General features: G+C 75.1%; 19 protein-coding genes. 10 read left to right on the forward strand and 9 right to left on the reverse strand.

Translation table 11 applies throughout. The features are described 5' to 3' along the window. Window positions 1-10: 10 nt before the first annotated feature. Genes ACFYML_RS09325 through paaK form a run of 4 tightly spaced genes read right to left on the reverse strand, consistent with a single transcriptional unit; the run spans window position 11 to window position 3523 of the window. Entirely contained in the window at window positions 11-598 is a 588-nt protein-coding gene (locus ACFYML_RS09325; RefSeq protein WP_387420109.1) for a dienelactone hydrolase family protein, read from the reverse strand. A 31-nt stretch (window positions 599-629) separates the two neighbouring features. Then, entirely contained in the window at window positions 630-1736 is a 1107-nt protein-coding gene (locus ACFYML_RS09330) for a nucleotide disphospho-sugar-binding domain-containing protein (RefSeq protein ID WP_387420110.1), read from the reverse strand. Window positions 1737-1785: 49 nt separating this feature from the next. After that, entirely contained in the window at window positions 1786-2178 is a 393-nt protein-coding gene (paaI, locus tag ACFYML_RS09335; protein WP_387420312.1) for a hydroxyphenylacetyl-CoA thioesterase PaaI, read from the reverse strand. 37 nt (window positions 2179-2215) lie between these two features. After that, window positions 2216-3523: a phenylacetate--CoA ligase PaaK gene (gene paaK / locus ACFYML_RS09340; RefSeq protein WP_387420111.1), complete on the reverse strand. Its 1308-nt coding sequence runs from the start codon at window positions 3521-3523 to the stop codon at window positions 2216-2218. 146 nt (window positions 3524-3669) lie between these two features. On the opposite strand from paaK, the gene ACFYML_RS09345 reads away from it, so the two are divergent. The 3 genes from ACFYML_RS09345 to ACFYML_RS09355 all read left to right on the forward strand — a co-directional run bounded on the left by ACFYML_RS09345 (window position 3670) and on the right by ACFYML_RS09355 (window position 6245). Continuing rightward, window positions 3670-4152, forward strand: a complete 483-nt coding sequence (locus ACFYML_RS09345) for a CrcB family protein (protein ID WP_387420112.1) — start codon at window positions 3670-3672, stop codon at window positions 4150-4152. Next, on the forward strand, window positions 4149-4511 hold the full coding sequence (gene crcB / locus ACFYML_RS09350) for a fluoride efflux transporter CrcB (RefSeq protein WP_387420113.1): 363 nt from the start codon (window positions 4149-4151) through the stop codon (window positions 4509-4511). The genes ACFYML_RS09345 and crcB overlap by 4 nt, the downstream gene beginning before the upstream one ends. Before the next feature lie 135 nt (window positions 4512-4646). After that, window positions 4647-6245, forward strand: coding sequence for a glycosyltransferase 87 family protein (locus ACFYML_RS09355; RefSeq protein WP_387420114.1), 1599 nt, complete (start codon window positions 4647-4649; stop codon window positions 6243-6245). Window positions 6246-6262: 17 nt separating this feature from the next. Here the strand turns inward: ACFYML_RS09355 and ACFYML_RS09360 are convergent, their stop codons facing one another. Together ACFYML_RS09360 and ACFYML_RS09365 are read right to left on the reverse strand one after the other, a co-directional pair. Beyond that, a complete protein-coding gene (locus tag ACFYML_RS09360) occupies window positions 6263-6595 on the reverse strand; it encodes a hypothetical protein (protein WP_387420115.1) in 333 nt (110 codons plus the stop codon). 202 nt (window positions 6596-6797) lie between these two features. After that, window positions 6798-8036, reverse strand: a complete 1239-nt coding sequence (locus tag ACFYML_RS09365; protein WP_387420116.1) for an MFS transporter — start codon at window positions 8034-8036, stop codon at window positions 6798-6800. A gap of 159 nt (window positions 8037-8195) precedes the next feature. On the opposite strand from ACFYML_RS09365, the gene ACFYML_RS09370 reads away from it, so the two are divergent. Continuing rightward, window positions 8196-9185: a LacI family DNA-binding transcriptional regulator gene (locus ACFYML_RS09370; RefSeq protein ID WP_387420117.1), complete on the forward strand. Its 990-nt coding sequence runs from the start codon at window positions 8196-8198 to the stop codon at window positions 9183-9185. A 129-nt stretch (window positions 9186-9314) separates the two neighbouring features. Continuing rightward, window positions 9315-10010, forward strand: coding sequence for an alpha/beta hydrolase (locus ACFYML_RS09375; protein ID WP_387420119.1), 696 nt, complete (start codon window positions 9315-9317; stop codon window positions 10008-10010). Window positions 10011-10065: 55 nt separating this feature from the next. Here the strand turns inward: ACFYML_RS09375 and ACFYML_RS09380 are convergent, their stop codons facing one another. The 3 genes from ACFYML_RS09380 to ACFYML_RS09390 all read right to left on the reverse strand — a co-directional run bounded on the left by ACFYML_RS09380 (window position 10066) and on the right by ACFYML_RS09390 (window position 12010). After that, window positions 10066-11130, reverse strand: a complete 1065-nt coding sequence (locus tag ACFYML_RS09380; protein ID WP_387420120.1) for an aromatic acid exporter family protein — start codon at window positions 11128-11130, stop codon at window positions 10066-10068. Window positions 11131-11424: 294 nt separating this feature from the next. After that, window positions 11425-11841, reverse strand: coding sequence for an NUDIX domain-containing protein (locus tag ACFYML_RS09385; RefSeq protein WP_387420121.1), 417 nt, complete (start codon window positions 11839-11841; stop codon window positions 11425-11427). A 31-nt stretch (window positions 11842-11872) separates the two neighbouring features. After that, entirely contained in the window at window positions 11873-12010 is a 138-nt protein-coding gene (locus tag ACFYML_RS09390) for a hypothetical protein (RefSeq protein WP_387420122.1), read from the reverse strand. A 129-nt stretch (window positions 12011-12139) separates the two neighbouring features. Here ACFYML_RS09390 and ACFYML_RS09395 point away from each other — a divergent pair, with 129 nt between their 5' ends. The 5 genes from ACFYML_RS09395 (at window position 12140) to ACFYML_RS09415 (ending at window position 15904) form a co-directional block, all read left to right on the forward strand. Continuing rightward, a complete protein-coding gene (locus ACFYML_RS09395; RefSeq protein WP_387420124.1) occupies window positions 12140-12919 on the forward strand; it encodes an LppM family (lipo)protein in 780 nt (259 codons plus the stop codon). A 103-nt stretch (window positions 12920-13022) separates the two neighbouring features. Further along, window positions 13023-13364 carry a hypothetical protein gene (locus tag ACFYML_RS09400; protein WP_387420125.1) on the forward strand — a complete coding sequence of 114 codons (342 nt, stop codon included), beginning with the start codon at window positions 13023-13025 and terminating at the stop codon, window positions 13362-13364. A 14-nt stretch (window positions 13365-13378) separates the two neighbouring features. Then, window positions 13379-13987 carry a glycine zipper family protein gene (locus ACFYML_RS09405; protein ID WP_387420126.1) on the forward strand — a complete coding sequence of 203 codons (609 nt, stop codon included), beginning with the start codon at window positions 13379-13381 and terminating at the stop codon, window positions 13985-13987. Continuing rightward, window positions 13984-14664, forward strand: coding sequence for a carboxypeptidase regulatory-like domain-containing protein (locus ACFYML_RS09410; RefSeq protein ID WP_387420127.1), 681 nt, complete (start codon window positions 13984-13986; stop codon window positions 14662-14664). The genes ACFYML_RS09405 and ACFYML_RS09410 overlap by 4 nt, the downstream gene beginning before the upstream one ends. 22 nt (window positions 14665-14686) lie before the next feature. Beyond that, window positions 14687-15904: a phage tail sheath family protein gene (locus tag ACFYML_RS09415; protein WP_387420128.1), complete on the forward strand. Its 1218-nt coding sequence runs from the start codon at window positions 14687-14689 to the stop codon at window positions 15902-15904.

The following is a 15904-nucleotide window of genomic DNA, read 5'->3' on the forward strand; positions in this document are numbered from 1 at the left end:
GCGCCGCGGCTCAACCGGCGAGGAACGCCAGGGCACGGTCCCAGGTGAGCGCGGCCGCCAGAGCGTCGTGGTCGGGCACATCGGGATCCGTGTAGAGGTGGCCGGGCCCGGGATAGCGGTACACGGACAGCTCGGCGCCGGCGCCGGTCATCGCCCGCCGCCACTCGTCCAGCTCGTCCGGCGGCTCGTACTCGTCAGGGTCGGCGAGGTGCAGCTGCACCGGCAGCCCGGGGCGTACCGACTCCGGGGCGCCCCCGGTGCCGTGCAGCAGGAGCAGCGCCGCCGCCTGCGGCCGCTCGGCGAGCAGCGCCCCGGCCACCCCGGCGCCCATCGAGAAGCCGGCCAGCACCGCCTCGGCCGGGAGATCGTGGGCCGCCGCGCGGGCTCGCTCCAGCACGCTGTCCCGGCCGACCTTGTCGAGCAGGGCGAAACCGTCCTGGACGGTGTCCGCCGCCGGCAGCCCGTACAGGTCGGGGGTGGTGACCTCGTGCCCGGCGGCGCGCAGCCGGGCGGCGGCGGCCAGCACGGCGGGCCGCAGCCCGAAGACGGAGTGCAACAGCAGGATGTGTGCCACCGGTTCATCGTGCTGCTGGGCCACCGGCAGACCGGGCAGCCGCGCCGGTGGAAGCTCAGCCCAGGGACTCGATCCGGGCCACCAGCTCGGCCGGTGGCGGCATCGCCGCGATCTCCCCGCTCACCTGCCGGGCGGCGGCGGACAGCTCGGCGTCGGTGACCAGCTGGGTCAGGGTGTTGGCGGTGATCCCCCCGGCCGGCGCGGCGATGCCGGCGCCCCGGTCCGCCGCCAGGGTGGCGTTGTACCGACGGTCGCCCGCACCGGTGGTGGCGAGTTGCGGCACCCCGGCGACCAGCGCGCCGAGCACGCTGCCCGCGCCGCCATGGTGGACCAGCGCCGCGCTGGCCGGCAGGGCGGCGTTGAGCGGGATCCAGTCGACGGTACGGACGTTGGCCGGCAACGCCGAGCGGGCCAGCCGCCCGTGCGGCCGGACCAGGACGAACTCGGCGTCCACCCGGTCGGCGGCGGCGACCACGGCGCGCATCGGGCCCGCCCCGCCGGGACCGGCCACGGTGCTCCGGCTGACCAGCACCCGCGGCCGCTCCCCGGGCTCGCGCAACCAGGCCGGCAGCTCACCGCCGCCGTACGGCTCGTATCTCATCGGCCAGCCGTCCTGGGTCACCACGCTGGGCGGGGCGACGGCGATCGCCCCGGCGGGTGGCGGGATCGCGGCGACGTGGTGCCGGCGCAGTGCCCGGGTCAGCCGTGCCGTGGTGACCCGGACCAGCTCGCGCCCGTCGAAGAGCGAGTTCTCGTGGCGTACCGCCGGGACGCCGACCCGGACGGCCGCGAGCGCGCCGGCCGCCGCGAACGGCTCGTACATCACCACGTCGGGGGACCATTCCCGGGCCAGGGCGACCAGGCCGTCGGCCAGTTCGTCGTTGACCTGTCCGAAGAGGAGGGCGGCGCCGCGGGTGCCGGCCGTACCGGCCAGCTCGGCCCGCGCGATCAGCGGATGCCGCAGCAGGACGCCGCGGGCGATCCGGCCGAAGTCGAACGCCGGCGCGACGTCGCGGACCGGCAGGCCGGACCGGGCCGCGGCGAGGCCGTCGGCCGCCGTGGCGACCAGCACCTCGTGCCCGGCGTCGCGCAGGGCGAGGGCGAGCGGCAGCAGCGGGAACACGTGACCGATCAGGGGCGCGGACGCCACCAGCACACGCATGCCCCGATCTTAGGCCGGGTCCACCGTCCGGTGGGGACACCGGCGGGGCTCAGCCGGCCGCGCCGCCCCGCGCGTCCCGGGACAGGGTGCGGCTGCGGCCGCGGAACTCGGCGACCACCTCGTCGTCCCGCCAGACCGTGACGTCGTAGATGCCGCTGCGGCCGTAGCGGACCCGCTCGGTGGCCCGAGCCTCCAGCAGGTCGCCCTCGCGCACCGGCCGGAGGAAACTGATCTCCCCGCCGGCGGCCACCGTGGCCGGGCCGTGGCTGTTGCAGGCCAGCGCGAACGCGGTGTCGGCGAGCAGGAAGACGAAGCCGCCGTGACCGATCGCGTGGCCGTTCAGCATGGCCGCGGTGACCCGCATCCGGGCCACCGCCGCGCCGTCGCCGGCCGAGACCAGCTCGATGCCGAGCCCCTTGGAGGCCACGTCGGCGTCGAACATGTCGTGGGCCGCGGTGCGGCCGTCCTGCTCCCCCACCTCAACACCCCCGCCGCTGGTCGACGATCCGGCGCATCTTGCCCATCGACCGTTCCACCCCGTCGGGCTCCACGACCCGCACCGCCACGCTCACCCCGATCGTGTCCTTGACCTGCTGCACCAGTGCCGCCCCGGCCCGCTCCGCCTCGTCGGCCGGCACCCCGGCCCGCCGCTCCACCTTGACGGTGAGGGTGTCCATCCGGCCCTGCCGGTCCAGCACGCACTGAAAGTGCGGCGACAGCGCGGGCGTACGCAGGATCAGCTCCTCGATCTGCGTGGGGAAAACGTTCACCCCGCGGACGATCATCATGTCGTCGGTCCGGCCGGTGATCTTCTCGATCCGCCGCATCGTCCGGGCGGTGCCGGGCAGCAGCCGGGTCAGGTCGCGGGTGCGGTAGCGGACCACCGGCATGGCCTCCTTGGTGAGCGAGGTGAGCACCAGCTCCCCCTGCTCACCGTCGGGCAGCACCTCCCCGCTGACCGGGTCGATGATCTCCGGATAGAAGTGGTCCTCCCACAGGTGCAGGCCGTCCTTGGTCTCCACGCACTCGACGGCCACCCCGGGCCCCATCACCTCGGACAGGCCGTAGATGTCGACCGCGTGCATGTCGAGGCGCTGCTCCATCTCCCGGCGCATGTCCTCGGTCCACGGCTCGGCACCGAAGATGCCGACCTGCAGCGAGGTGGACCTCGGGTCGACGCCCTGGCGTTCCATCTCGTCCACGATCGCCAGCAGGTAGCTGGGGGTGACCATGATGACCTCCGGCTCGAAGTCGCGGATCAGCATCACCTGCCGCTCGGTCATCCCGCCGGAGACCGGGATGACCGTGCAGCCCAGCTCCTCGGCGCCATAGTGCGCGCCGAGCCCACCGGTGAACAGCCCGTACCCGTAGGCGACGTGCACCCGGTCGCCGGGGCGTCCGCCGGCGGCCCGGATGGAGCGGGCCATCAGCTTCGCCCACGTACTGACGTCGTTGCGGGTGTAGCCGACCACGGTGGGGCGGCCGGTGGTGCCGGAGGAGGCGTGCAGCCGGGCGATCCGCTCCCGGGGCACCGCGAACATCCCGAACGGGTAGTTCTCCCGCAGCTCGGCCTTCCCGGTGAACGGGAAGCGGGCCAGGTCGGCCAGCTCGCGCAGGTCGTCCGGGTGGACCCCGGCCGCCTCGAAGGCCCGGCGGTAGTGCGGCACGTTGTCGTACGCGTGCCGCAGCGACCGGCGCAGCCGGTCCAACTGCACCGCCCGCAGCTCGTCCACGGACACCCGCTCGACGGGTTCCAGCTCATCGGGACGAGGGGTGCGGTCCTGCACGGTTGCCTCCTGCGCGACAAGCCCCGACGCCGCCGCGCGCCGGGCGATGCCGCACACCGTACGCCCGTACCGTGGGTCCTGCCAGGTCAGGGGCCTGCGGGAGGACCGGTCAGGGGAGGCGGCAGGCCCCGTTATGCTCGGCACCGGTGACACGACCACCCGAACGCCGCGTCGACCCGGACGTCGACCTGCGCGTACCCGCCGACCGGGGGGAGTTGACCGCCCACCCGGCCGCGGTGCTCGGCGTCATCGCAGCCGGGGGCGTGCTCGGCGCGCTGGCCCGGGCGGGCCTCCAGACGGCCTTCCCGCACCCGCCCACCGGCTTTCCGTGGGCCACCTTCGGCGTCAACGTCACCGGCTGCCTGCTGATCGGCGTGCTGATGGCGGTGATCTCCGCCCGTCCGGCCGCCCCGCTGGTCCGGCCGTTCCTCGGCGTCGGGGTACTCGGCGGTTACACCACGTTCTCCACGTACGTGGTGGACGTGCAGCGGGCGGTGGCCGCCGGGGCGCCGGGCACCGCACTCGCGTACCTGGCGGCGACCCTGGTCGGGGCGCTCCTGGCCGTCTGGCTGGGGGACGCGCTGGCCGGCCGGGTGCTGGCCCGGGCCGGTGACCGGGGGTCCCGATGACCGTGCTGCTGATCGCGATCGGGGCCGCGCTCGGCGCCCCGCTGCGCTACCTGACCGACCGGGCGGTGCAGGCCCGGCACGACTCCCCCTTCCCGTGGGGCACGCTGACCGTCAATGTGTTCGGGTCGCTGCTGCTCGGCGCGGTGGTGGCGGTGCCGGCGGACCCGGCGGTGACCACGCTGATCGGTACCGGCTTCTGCGGCGCGCTGACCACGTGGTCCACGCTCAGCTACGAGACACTGCGGCTGACCCGAACGGGCGCCCGCCTGCACGCCTTGGCGAACGTGCTGGCCAGCGTGGTCGCCGGGCTGGCTGCGGCCACCCTGGGGTACGCGCTCGCCCGCGCGTTGACCGGCTGACCGCTACCGGAGGCACGGCCGCGCCTCGCCCGACCGGGCGGTGCGGCTGGCCGAGGCGCGAACCGCGCTGGCCGGTTGACCGCCACCACGGCGCACGGGGCCGCGCGACGCAGCCGTCCGTCCTATCCTCGATCGATGCGGGATCGCCGGGTGACTCTCCTGTGGACCGGGTTCGCGCTGGCCGCCGTGGTCTCCGTCGGGCTGGTGGCACGGCGCCCGGACCACCTCTCCGACCTGCACATCTACTACGGGGCGCTGACCGACCTGCGGGCCGGGCGGCCGCTGTACGGGTACGTCGCGGAGAACGGGGGCCCGTTCACCTATCCTCCGTTCGCGGCGCTCGTGCTCACGCCGATCACCGTGCTCCCGGAGCCCGCACTGGGCGTGCTCTGGCTGCTGCTGACGGTCGTGGCCGTGGTCGCCATCGCCGTACCGGTCGGTGGGGTGCTGGCGCCCGAACGGTCCCGACGGCCGCTGGCCGTGGCCGCGGTCGCCACGGCGCTGATGCTCTCCGCGCCCGTGCAGAGCAACCTGCGCTTCGGTCAGGTGAGCATCTTCATCGTGCTGCTGGCCCTGCTGGACGGCATGGGGATCACACCGCCCCGCTGGCGCGGCGTGCTGGTCGGGCTGGCCGCCGCGATCAAGCTGACCCCGCTGCTCTTCGTGGCGTACTTCCTGGTCAGTGGCCGCTACCGGGACGCCGGTCGGGCGGCAGCTGCGTTCCTGGTGGCGGCGGGGGTCGCCGCGGCGGTGTTACCGGCGGAGAGCTGGACCTACTGGACCGGGACGGTGCTGCAGACCTCCCGGATCGGCGACCTCGCGTCGCTGGGCAACCAGTCGCTGCACGGGATGCTGCTCCGCGTCGGCGTCGCCCCGGCCACCCTGCCGCTGCTCTGGGCCGCGCTGGTGGGCGTCATCTGCGCGGTGGCGCTGCTGCGGGCCCGGCAGCTCACCGGGCTCGGCCGGCCGGGGCACGCCGCCGTGCTGGTCGGCTGCGCCACCGTGGCCGCCTCCCCGGTGTCCTGGACCCACCACCAGATCTGGCCGGTGCTGGCTGCCATGCTGCTGGTCGGCGCGTCCGGGGTGGCCCGCCGGGTGGCCGGCGCCGCCCTGCTGGTGGCCATGGTGGTATCCCTCGGCGCGGCGCTGGGCCCGGTGTCCGCCCGGCCCGGCGTGCAGTTCCTACTGGAGAACGCCCGGGCGCTCGGCGTCGGCGCGCTCTGCCTCGTCGGGTTCGGCGGCGTCGCGGTCACCGCCACCCGGGCACACCGCCGGGCCACCGCCGGCCGGGCCTGGCTGCGGGTGGGCGTGGCCGCCGCCGCGGCGCTGGCGTTCTTCGCCGTGCAGCCGCTCCCGGCCGGCGCGGACCCCACGTTCAAGGCGTACGCCCTCGACGACGTGGCGAACCCGCGATACTTCTTCGTCTGCCGTGGGGCCGCCGAGTGCGCCGCGTACGGCGGGGACACGGCGGTCTCCTTCGGCACGGCCGTCGAGCCGACGAAGGTCCGGGTCAACGGGGTGGTCTCCGAGCAGGTGGCCCGGTTGGCCTACTACTCGGCGCCGGGCGGGGCACCCCGGGCCATCCCATTGCTCGACGCCTACCCAGGGTCCCGGATCTTCTCGTTCCGCGCCGCGACCATGACGCACGGCCGGCTGGTCGCGTACGCGGCCGACGGACGCCCGATCGCCACCTACGACGACGAGCTGGCGGCGGCGTTCCGCGCGCACCGCTGACCCCGGCCGGCGGCCGGTCAGCGGGCCCGGCGCTCCGGGTGGGCCCGGTTCCAGGCCCGCATCCGCTCGGGGTAGCCGGTGCGGGCCGCCTCGTACAGCGGGATCGCGTGCCGTTGGGCGATCTTCCCGGCGGCCCGGGGCGAGCCGGTGCGGCGGCGGATCCACTCGCCGTCGTCGGCGATGGCGACCACCGTGGTGTCGGTGGCGGTGGTCTCCGGCTCCAGGTAGAACTCCACCCCGCGGCGGCTGGTCACGAAGGCCTCCAGCGCGGCCAGGTCCTCCGCGGTGGCCTCGCGGTCGAGCTTGGTCGGGGTCGTCCGGTCGGCGCCCCGTCGGCTGAACCAGCCCATGCCCGCCTCCTCTCCTCGGCGTCGCTCCCAGTGCAGCAACATCACCTGGCAGGTGGCTGGGAGCGCCGTGCGAGTCCGCTGACCGGCCGTGATCACCCGGTTCCTGTCGGGTCCGGCCCGTCCGGGCACCGCGACAAGCCGTGGCCCGGGTCGATCAGCCCTGGCCGGGCGGGGTCGATCAGCCTTGGCCGGGCGGGGTCGATCAGTCCTGGCCGGGCGGGGTCGCCGGAGCGGGCGGGCGGAGCACCGGGACCAGCGCCAGGGTGGGCAGCAGCAGGAGTGGCACGACACCGAGGGCGGACAGAATGCCCAGGTGGTCGCCGAGGAAGCCGAGCAGCGGCGGCCCGCCCAGGAAGGCGGTGTAGCCGATCACGGCGACCACGCTGACCCGGGCCGGGGCCCGGTCCTCGTCGTCGGCGGCGGCGCTCATCCCGACCGGGAAGCCGAGCGACGCCCCGATCCCCCAGAGCGCCACGCCGACCACGGCGAGCGGCCCGGAGCCGGCCAGCACGGCCAGGGCGGCACCGGCGGCGGCCAGCCCGATGGTGGCGAACAGCACCCGCACCCGTCCCCACCGGTCGATGGCGATCGTGCCGGCCGTCCGGCCGAGCGTCATGCCGACCACGAAGACGCCGAAGACGGTCGCGCCGACCGCCTCGCTGACGCCGTACCCGTCGACGAACGCCACCGCCAGCCAGTCGTTGGCGCTGCCCTCGGTGAATGCCATGACCAGCACCAGCAGGCCGATGAGCAGAGTGCGCGGCTCCCGCCAGGTGGCCAGCAGCGCCCGCCGCCGGGCCGCCGGGTCCGCCGTACCCTCCGCCTCGGCGGGGGCCGGCAGGAAGGCGCGGGCACCGAGCAGCGCGCCGACCAGGACCACGACCGCGAGCGCGGGCAGGTGCACCCCCACCGGTACGCCGAGCCGGGCCGCCCCGGCGCCGATTCCGGCCCCGGCCACCGAGCCGAGGCTCCACGCGGCATGGAACCGGGGCATGATGGTCCGGCCGAGGCGCTTCTCCACCGCCGCGCCCTCGACGTTCATCGCCACGTCCCAGGTGCCGGAGCCGTAGCCGAACGCGAAGAGGCCCACGGCGACCCCCATCACCGACCCGGCCAGGCCGGCGGAGAGGCCGGCGACGACCGTGCCGAGCGCGACGAGCAGGACCGACGCCGCCACCGTGCGGGCCGGTCCGAGCCGTTGGGTGACGAGCCCGGCCGTCGGCATCGCCAGCACCGCGCCGGCCGACAAGGCCATCAGCAGCAGGCCGAGCCGCCCCGCGCTGAGCTCGAGCGCCTCGCGTACCGCGGGCACCCGGGAGAACCAGGTGCCCACCGCGAGCCCGTTGAGGGCGAACACGACCGCAACCCCGGTCCGGGCGGCCAGGACCGCCCGGGGCACGACCGGCCGGTCGACGCTCGACGCGTCGATGGTGCTGCTCACGCGATGTCTTCCTCTCCCCCGAGGGCTGCCCGCCGATCATCCCATACCTGGGAGCGCTCTCACGGCAAGCGCTATCACCCTTACCGACGGCGGCCCTGACGCGGCATGATGCCGACAGTGGCCGGCGCGGGGGGCGCGGCCGGTATGGGAGGACGACTCATGGACACGCCGACGGCACGTCCCGCCACCCTCGACGACGTCGCCCGGGCGGCCGGGGTGTCGCGGGCCACCGCGTCCCGGGTGCTGGGCGGCTACGGGTTCGCCTCGCCGGCCGCCCGGGACCGGGTCACCGCCGCCGCCGACCGCCTCGGCTACGTGCCGAACACCGCCGCCCGCGCGCTGGTCCGGGGTGGCGGGGTACGGCTGGTGGTGGCCGTTGCCGGCACCGACGCCGCGATCCTCGACGACCCGTACGTGGACCGGGTGGTGAGCGCGGCGGCCCGGCTCTGCGCCGCGCACGGGGTCGGGGTGGCGCTGGAGTGGCTGCCGCTGAGCGCCCCGGCCCGCCTGCGCCGGCTCGGCGACGACCGCAGCGTCTGCGGGGTGCTGCTGATCAACACGACCGAGCGGATGCTCGACGCGGTGCCCGCCACGCTTCGCGGCCGGGTCGCCTCGATCGGCATCGGTTCGGCGGCCGTCCCCTCCTTCGACGTGGACAACGCCGCGGGCGCCGACGCGGTGCTGCGCCACCTGCACGCCAGCGGTCGCCGCCGGATCGTCATGGTCACCGGCCCCCGCTGGCTCAGCTGTGCGGAGCGGTCGGTGACCGTGTACCAGGCGCTGATGCGGTCGGCCGGGCTGCCGGTGCGCCTGGTGACCGGCGACTTCTCCGCCGCGCGGGGCGGCCGGGCGGCGGTGGAGGCGCTCACCCGCTGGCCGGACACCGACGCGATCTACGCGGCCAGCGACACCACCGCGCTGGGCGCGATCGCCGCGCTGCGCGGGCGCGGGATCCGGGTGCCGCACGACGTGGCGGTGGCCGGCTTCGACGACATCCCGTACGCGGCGGTCAGCAGCCCGGCGTTGACCACCGCCACCCACCCGGTCGCGGGGATCGCCACGGCGGCGGCCACGGCGGTGCTGGAGGCCCGGCGGGTGCCGCCGGTCACCGCGTTCCCGTCGACGCTGGCCGCCCGGGAGAGCGCCTGACCCGGCCACCGGTCCGCGCCGACGCGCCCGCCGGAAGCGAGTGGCCCGGCGGGCGCCGGCGCGCGGCGGTTGAGCCGGCACCAGCCGGGTATGCGCCGCCGGACCAACCAAACGACCGAGGGGCGAGCATTGACCGAGCCCGCGCCGCCGCACCGGCAGCCCGAGGAGGGGCACCGGCACGGCCGGCTGACCGCCCGCCCGGCCGCGGTGACCGCGCCCGGCCCGACCGGGCTGACCTCGGTCCCCGATCCGGAGGGCGGGACGCCGGCCCTGCGGTACGCGCCGGCCGACGGCACCGGGCCGTACCGGGTGGTGGTGCTGCTGCACGGCGCCGGCGGCTCGGCCCAACAGGGGCTGGACCTGCTGCTCCCGCTGGCCGACGCGCACCGGCTGCTGCTGGTCGCCCCACCGGCCACCGCGAGCAGTTGGGACCTGATCGCCGAGGGGTACGGCCCGGACGTCCGCCGGATCGACGCGCTGCTGGGCGCGGTCCTCGCGGCGTACCCGGTGACCGGGGTGACCCTGGGCGGCTTCTCCGACGGGGCGTCGTACGCCCTCTCGCTGGGCCTGACCAACGGCGACCTGGTCGACGCGATCGTGGCCTTCTCCCCCGGGTTCGCCGCGCCGCTGGTCACCCACGGCCGGCCGCGGGTGTTCGTCTCGCACGGCACCGACGACCGGGTGCTGCCGGTGGACGTGTGCAGCCGGCGGCTGGTCCCCCGCCTGCACAGCCTCGGCTATCCGGCCGAGTACGCCGAGTTTCCCGGCGGCCACGAGGTGCCGGCGGAGATCCGGCAGCGGGCGGTGGACTGGCTGGTCGGCTGAAACGACTGTCGGGGGACTCGCAGCCCCGAGGGCCCCGACGATCTCTGGTCCGGGGTCAGTGCGGCGGCCCGGCGACCGCCGTGTCGACCCGGGTGAGCACCGAGGCGTCGTCGTCGGCGCCGACCCCGCGCATCAGGTCGATCGCGGTGGCCCGGACCTGGCCGATGATCATGGCGAGGGGCAGTGTCTGGCCCGGGGTGAAGAGCCGTCCGGCCGCCCGGACCGCCTCCAGCGCGGCGGCGTCCACCCGCTCGGCGTGCCGGTCGGCGATCTCGTCCTGCCCGGTCAGGTCGGCGGCGAGCGCGTCCCCGGCCGAGCGGACCGCCTCGGCCAGGGTCCGCACGGCGGCACCCAGCTCGGGTGGCACCGGCGCCGGGACCCGGGTGAGGGTCACCGCGGCGCGGGCCAGCACCCGCACGTTGCGGACCGCGTAGTCGATCTGCCGGATCGAGCTCTGCACCGAGCGCAGCCGCCCGAGGTGCTGGCGGCGGCGTACGTGGAGCCAGAGCGCCTCGCCGGCGGCCTGCACCGCCCCGCGCAGCCGTTCCACCCCGGCGTCGGCGTGCCGGGCCCGTTCCAGCGCGGCGAGCGCCGCTTCGTCGTCGGTCCGGTCGAGCGCTGTCGCGATCTCGTCGAGCACCCCGGCCAGCTCCTCGAACGTGTGCCGGAACTCGGCGACCAGCGGGGCGAGCGGGCGGCGGGCGTCGATCAGCAGGCTCGCCACGATGGCCACCCCACCCCCGATCAGCGCGTCGACGAACCGGAACGGGACCAGCGTCTCGGTGGGCGGCGCCACGACCACCAGGTAGAGGGCGGACACGGCGGCCTGCACCACGGTGACCGAACTGGCGCCGACCGCCACCGCGAGGGCCACGGTGAGCAGGATGACGGTGAACACGGTCCAGCTGGTGTGCGGGCCGAGCGCCTGCACGACCAGGTCGGCGACGAGCACCCCGGCGGCCACCCCCAGCACCACCTCGACGGCCCGGCGCAGCCGTTGGCCGCGAGCCTGGCCGAGCACGATCAGCGCGGCGGCCGGCGCGAAGAACGGCTGCGGGTGGCCGACCAGCCGGGTGGCGAGGACCCAGGCGACGGTGGCGGCGAGGGTCGCCTCGAGCACCGGCAGCCAGCCCCGCCGCAGCCGTCCCGCGGCCTCCCGGACGGCTGCTCGGGGTCGCGGCGTGGCGTCAGACCCGCGGAGCCGGAGTGCTCCGGCCCTGCCCCACCGCACCATCGTCGCCTCCCGTCGCCGCCTGGACCCACCTATGGTGCGCCGCGACCGCCCCGGCCGCAGCGGCCCGGCTCACCCTTTGAACGCCGCCGGCGAGTGGCCTCTTTCACGGACAGCGTGGCGGTTCCGCGCGGAGCAGCCACCCTCTCCGTGAACCTGCGCCCGAGGCGGGGAGGCGAGAGGTCAGGGGGTTGGGCGGGGATACTCGGGGGAGGCCAGGAAGCGGGCGAGCACGTCGGCCGTGCCGGGGGTGTACGGGCGGCCGTCCAGGACCTCCGCCGGGGCGGTGAAGACGAGCGCGGCGCCCTCGCCGAGCACCACGTCCTCCTGCCCGGCGGTGGTCACGCCGTGGAAGTAGTGCTTGATCCGCCCGATCTCGGGCAGCTCCTGGGTGGCGAAGGGCCGCAGCGGGCCCGCCGGCCGCAGGCCGGACTCCTCCCACAGCTCGCGCAGCGCCGTCTCCTCGATGGTCTCGCCCGGCTCCCAGTGCCCGCCGGGCAGGCCCCACACGTTCGGGTGGCGCGGGGCGTGCCCGTCGCGGAGTTGCAGCAGCAGCCGGCCGGCGCGGTCGACCAGCAGGACACAGGCGATCGGGTGCATCCGGCCAACCTAGTACGCCGCGCCCGGCCGCTCACTCCCCCGTGGATTCGGCGTACTCGGTGAGGACGGCGTCGAGCATCTGCCGGGCCTCGGCGGCACGGACCGGGTTGGGGCTGTCGCCGGTCGACGGCGACGCCGGATCACCGGCGGAAAACTGCGGAATGGTCAACCTTTCAGGATATCGATCGCCTGGCTTTTCGGGGTCGGCCGAATGGGAGAGGTGGCCGGTAAGATCGGCGACAGGCTTGTGACTGATCGCTGACTGCTGGATGTGATAGCGATCACACACACTGTGCGCATGAACAGGAGACTCCACCGCGGTCGGGCATTCCGCCTCGCGGTGTGTCTCGCCCTCGTGGCGGCGTTGACCGGCTGCATGCAGCTCAACCTCGGGCTGACCGTCAACGCCGACGACACGGTCACCGGCCAACTCCTGGTGACCGCCGACAAAGCCCTGCTCAGGGACCGGAACCCGGACGTCGAGACGGCCTTCACCGACATGCGACGGCAACTGCCCACGCTCCCCGCCGGCGACGAGAGCCGCTACGAGGACACCCGGTTCTACGGCGTGCAGGTGGTGTACCGGAAAAAGCCGCTGTCGCAATTCACCAGCGACAGCGTGAAACTGGTCCGCACCGGCGACCGCTACCGCTTCTCGTTTCCGCTGGACCCGGAGAAATACGCCGGGAAGATCCCCGAACGGGATCCGCGGAATCGGCAGCTGTTCGTGCGGTTGATGTCGTTCGAGATATCGGTGACCTTCCCGGGCCGGGTACTCACCTCCAACGGCACGGTCACCGGCCGGTCGGTGACCTGGAAGGTGGACGCCAACCAGCCCAAACCCGCGGAGCTGGTCGCCGAGGCGGAGGCGCCCGCGAGGCCGTCGGCCACCGGCGCCGCCGAGCCGGCCTCCGGCGGCGGCTCCCCCTGGCTCCTGCTCGTCGGCGGGGTGGTCGTCCTGCTGCTGGTCGCCGGGGTCGTCGTACTCCTGCTCCGCCGCACCCGCGGCCCGGCCGCCGCCCCCACCGCCACCACCCCCGCGCCGGCGCCCCCGGCCGACCATCCGGGGCCGGTCTGATCCGGCGCGACACCGCCACCCGGGCGGCCCCGGCCCGGACGGACCTGGCCGCCGCACCACCCACCCCGACCCGCACCACCGCACCATCCGAAGGGAGATCGCCGTGAACGATCTCTTCACCTTTGCCGCCCTGGGCACCCTGACCGGCGCCAGCGCCGCCACCCTGCTGGCCGCCAACGTCATCGGCGGTCTGATCGGCCCGAGCGGCGACAAGGCACGCAAGTGGGTCGCGCTGGGCATCGCCCTCGCGCTGTCGTACGTCGCCGCGGCGTTCGCCGATGCCGGCCCGGAGAAGTGGATCGTCGCGTTCTTCAACGGGCTGGTCATCTTCTCCGCCGCGCTCGGCGTCAACCAGCTGCCGCCCGGCAACCGGCAGGCGACGAGCGCGTCGCCGACCCAGCTCGCGCAGGGACGCGAGCCCCGCTACATCCGCTCGTGGGTCTGAAGGAGGTGGGTCGGATGGTTTTCGGCATCGTCAGCGCCGCCGTCCACATCGTCCTCGGCGCTCTGCTCGGCCAGTGGGCCGGCGGCACCCTCGGCCTGGTGATCGGCGCGGTGGTGGGGCTGCTCGTCGGCGCGCCCTTCGGCTGGGCGGTCGCCGCCGCCGGCACGTACGGGGCGGACCCGAAGGGGATCTTCCTCTTCGTGGTCGACCACACCTGGAGCCTGCTCAACACCGTGGTCGGGGCGGTCTACCTGGCCCTGCACCTGGTCTTCGGGCACCAGCTCGACCGGGTGGTCTCCGCCGCCAGCGGCCGGGTCAACGTGGTCGAGGGGGTCTCGCCCCGCTACGCCACCACCATCGGCACCGTCTGCGCCGGGTCCAGTCCGGGCATCCAGCGGCACGAGGACGTGCACATCCTGCAGGCCCGGCTGCTCGGCCCGCTCTACCTACCGCTGGTGGTGCTCAACTACGCGCTGTTCACCATCGCCCCGGTGTGGCTGCTCTGGCACGACCACACCAACGCGCCGATCAACAGGTTCACCCGGTACTTCGAGATCGGCGTCTACCCGCACGTGTGGAACGAGGCCATCGCGTACCGGATCCAGGGGACCCCGCCGCGATGACCGGCGCGATCGAGGCGGCCGTCGCGGACCTCGCGGCCTGGCTGACCGGGGCGGCGGGCGACCCCGTCCCGGTCGGCCCGCCCCGCGACGACCCGGCGGACGGGCTGACCGTCTGGCCGCTGGAGCTGCGGCCGGCGCGGCAGACCGTGGGCAGCGGCGGGGCCCGCGAGCCGTACCGGTTCGTGGTCCGGCTGCTGGTCAGCGGCGCCGGGCCGGCCGCGCTCCCCGCGCTGGACCGGGTGCTCGCCGCCGCCGCGACGGCCGGCACGCCGGAGGTGGTGCTGACCGCCGGCGACCCCGCCCTGTGGCGGGCCTTCGGCGTGGCGCCCCGGCCGGCGCTGCTGGTCGACGTGCCCGCGCAGATCGTCCGGCCGCGGCCGCCCGCACCGCCGGTGCGGCACCCGCTGCGGCTGCGCCAGCTGGACATGCTCACCCTCGACGGCCGGGTGGTCGGGCCGGAGCGGCAGCCGCTAGCCGCCATGCGGGTCGAGGTGGTCGGCACCCCGTACGCCACGCAGACCGACCACGCCGGCCGGTTCCGGCTGGTCGGTGTCCCGCACGACCCCGACGCCCCCGGCCGGCCGGTCCGGGTCCGCCTGATCGGCCGGGGCCGCACCCTCACCGCCGACCTCGACCCCGGCGACCCCGACCTCGTCATCGTCTGCGCCCCCGACTGAGCCGTCTGGCAAGGAGGACCCGATGCCCACCTACTTCTCCCCCGGCATCTACGTCGAGGAGGTCCCCAGCGGTGCCCGCCCGATCGGCCCGGTCGGCACCAGCACCGCCGCCTTCGTCGGGGTCGCGCCGAACCGCACCGCCCACGTCGACCAGGCACTCGCGGTGAACAGCTGGTCGGAGTTCCTCCGGCTGTACGCCGACGGCGAGGACCTGGCGAGCACGGACCTCGCCCAGGCGGTGTTCGGCTTCCTCGACAACGGCGGCACCCGCTGCTGGGTGGTCAACGTCGGCGAGGGCGGCCAGCTCACCGGCACCGGCGGGCGGCGCAGCGGCCTGCAACTGCTGGAGGCCGTCGACGAGATCTCCATCCTCGCCGCCCCCGGCTACCACGACCCGGTGTCCCACGAGGCGCTGATCAGCATGGCGGAGCGGCTGCGCACCATGGTGGCGATCTGCGATCCGCCGCCGGACGTGGACGACGTGTCCACGCTGACCCGGGTCGCCACGCCGGGCAAGCCGCCCGGCAAGCCCACCGACGGCCCGCCGAAACCCGCCGACGACGACGGCCCGGGCGCGCACCGGCCCCGGCAGTCGGATTTCGCCACCTTCTACTTCCCGTGGATCCGGGTACGCGATCCGCTCAGCGGCGAGCTCGTGCTCACCCCGCCCAGCGGGCACGTGGCCGGCATCTGGGCCCGCACCGACGCGCTGCGCGGCGTGCACAAGGCCCCGGCCAACGAGCCGGTACGCGGCGCCGTCGACCTGGCCTGCCTGGTCACCCGCCCCGAGCACGACGTGCTCAACCCCAAGGGCGTCAACGTGATCCGCTACTTCGCCGGCGAGGGCATCCGGCTCTGGGGTGCCCGTACGCTCGCGGCCGAGGCCAGCGAGTGGCGCTACCTCAACGTCCGGCGGCTGTCCATCGCCATCGAGCAGGCCATCGCCAACGGCACCCGGTGGATGGTCTTCGAGCCGAACGACTACACGCTCTGGCGCTCGATCCGGCGGGACATCGGCGCGTTCCTCACCCGGGTCTGGCGCGACGGCGCGCTGCTCGGGCGTACGCCGGAGGAGGCGTTCTTCGTCAAGTGCGACGAGGAGACCAACCCGGCCGACGTCCGCGACGCCGGCATGGTCGTGGCGCACATCGGCATCGCGGTGGTCAAGCCCGCGGAGTTCGTGGTGTTCAAGCTGAGCCAGTGGGCCGGCGGCACCGAGACCGAGACGATCGGAGGCTGA

The organism is Micromonospora sp. NPDC007230 (genome assembly GCF_042869115.1).
Taxonomy (GTDB): Bacteria; Actinomycetota; Actinomycetes; order Mycobacteriales; family Micromonosporaceae; genus Micromonospora.